This is a genomic window from Nitrosospira multiformis (assembly GCF_003050865.1).
Lineage (GTDB): Bacteria > Pseudomonadota > Gammaproteobacteria > Burkholderiales > Nitrosomonadaceae > Nitrosospira > Nitrosospira multiformis_E.
In genome coordinates, this window is the sequence record NZ_QAOK01000069.1 from 1 (window position 1) to 2,318 (window position 2,318).

At 58.2% G+C, this 2,318-nt stretch carries 2 protein-coding genes; one reads left to right on the forward strand and one right to left on the reverse strand.

Annotated features, from left to right (window positions below; translation table 11 throughout):
- Window positions 1–266, reverse strand: a 266-nt coding sequence (locus C8R21_RS15415; protein ID WP_219906699.1) for a hypothetical protein, incomplete at its 3' end; no start/stop codon positions are given.
- 410 nt (window positions 267–676) lie between these two features.
- Between C8R21_RS15415 and ltrA the strand changes: the two genes are divergently transcribed.
- Window positions 677–2,194 (forward strand): group II intron reverse transcriptase/maturase, encoded by a 1,518-nt coding sequence (gene ltrA, locus C8R21_RS15420; RefSeq protein ID WP_107763481.1) that lies wholly within the window; start codon window positions 677–679, stop codon window positions 2,192–2,194.
- The last annotated feature ends 124 nt before the right edge of the window (window positions 2,195–2,318 follow it).

Consider the following 2,318-nt stretch of genomic DNA (forward strand, 5'->3'; position numbering starts at 1 on the left):
TACAGTACGCCCAGCCAACCGAGCCTGCCCGCATGGGGGCGACGTTGCTTGAGCATGTATGGAATGCAGCGCTCGATGAAGTTGCAGTAACGAGTATGCCCTTTCTCTGCTGCGAGAGGAAGTGAGCCGAAGCGGCGGTGACTTGCCGGCACTGGCAAGGTGACGAAGTCCGTGGGAAACGGGGCTTGCGGCGAAGCGGTTACGCCAAGATGAGCCTCCAGGCTGAGCATGGGACGGTTGAGGAACACGAACCTGTTTGAACGCATCTGAGGGTTGAAATGTCACCCCTGCCCACACCGCTTGACAGGCAGGGCGTGGACTGCCGCCGAACACACGTACGGTCCGGCGACACGAATGCTGACTGGATATGTAGGCCGGGCAGCAGGGAACCACGGGGAACGCGCAGTTAGACCGTGGTGTTCGCGACGACTTGCGGAAAGCAAGGATAAAGACTGCGACAGGCAACCTCGCCCATGCGTTGAGTCCAGCATGTGAACTGGGGAAGGCTTGCACAGATGCCAAGGGAGTGTGTCCCCGATGATGTGCAAGCTGGCGGAGCCTCCGTAGTAGTCCGAGGCCGGGAAAGCCGGCCACATGGCAAAGGGAGGCAGTTGAAGTGGTTTGCTGGGTTGATTAACTGACCATAGTGAGGTGAAGACCTTTGATAATCAGTGAAATGCAAAGCAAACTGGCGACATGGTCGACGGAGGACAAAGAGCGCAAGTTCGATCGACTCCTGAGACTGATTGCCGGCAGGGATTGGCTGAGCGAAGCGGCTCGCATTACGCTGGCATCCAGCGGAGCCCGCACGCCGGGGGTGGACGGTATTGACAAGCGCATGCTGGAAGCGAATCTCCAGCATGAACTGGCGATGATACGCGAAGAGTTGTTGGCGGGCTCGTACAGCCCGCTGCCTGCGCGGCGCGTATACATACCGAAAGCAAACGGCAAGCTCAGACCACTTGGCATCCCGAGTCTGCGGGATCGGATCGTGCAGCGGGCAATGCTGATGGCGATGGAGCCGATCTGGGAGAGTGATTTTCATCCGGCTTCGTATGGCTTCAGACCTGCCCGTAGCGTACACCACGCGATTCGCATGGTGAAGCTTCAGCTACAAGACGGCGATGAGCGCAGTACTGCCGGACGCTGGGTTATCGAGGGCGACCTCGCCAGCTACTTCGACACGGTTCATCATCGTCTGCTGCTGAAGGGAATCCGCAAGCGGATCGCCGACCAGCGCTTCCTTGCCCTGCTCTGGAAATTCATCAAGGCGGGCTGTGTTGATCGCGATCTGTTTCGTGCAGCCAGCGAAGGCGTTCCTCAAGGCGGCGTCATCTCGCCGCTGCTATCCAACATCATGCTGCATGAATTCGATGCGTGGATGGAGAAGAACTACCTGAGCAGGAAAGTGCGGAAGGATCGGTGGGCATGGAACTTCGCAATTCTCAAGCAGCGTCCCATTACTGTGCGAGAAAGCCGCCAATGGAAACCAGCGATTTCCTACTGTCGATATGCAGATGACTTTGTGATCGTGGTAAAGGGTACTCGGGCACATGCCGAAGCAGTACGCGAGCGGTGCAGAGAATTCCTTGAAGGCGAGTTGAAACTCACGCTGAATATGGAGAAGACCCATATAACGCATGTGAACGACGGTTTCGCCTTCCTGGGTCACCGTGTTATCCGCAAGCGTGGACCACGTGGCCGCATGCGGCCTGTGACGACTATTCCGTGGGAGAAGTATCGGGGCTTCGCCGGGCGGTTGGTCAAACAACTGTCAGGTAATTACAGCATGAACCGGATGGATCTGGTGGAAAGCCTGAATCGGCAACTTGCCGGCTGGGCTGCCTTCTATCAATACACCGACTACACGGCGACCCTGTTTGGCAGGCTGGATCGTATCGTCTTCTGGAAACTCGGATACTGGCTCGCGCGCAAGTACCGGCGTGGCTTCAGGTCGCTGATGCGCGACCATGTCCGGGCACCGGAGCCGGGGCAGGCCAAAACATGGGTACTTCAGGGCCAGAATAGTCGAGGTTGGTACGGGGCGGTGGCGCTCAAGCGTCTCGTCACCAGCCGCAAGGGCCGCTTTACATGGCGCTCGCCTTCGGAAAATCCGTACATCATGCGCGACGAGACTCGCCGCACCATCGAGTCGCACTATACAGATGTCGCCTTTGCCATGAGCAACGCTTGAACGGAGAGCCGGATGCGCTGAGAGGTGCAAGTCCGGTTCGGGGAGGAGAGACAGGGAGATAGTTCGACTACGCCCTGTCTCTTACTCCACTTCCGACACGCGAAGGCTGGCTGTATCTGGCGGT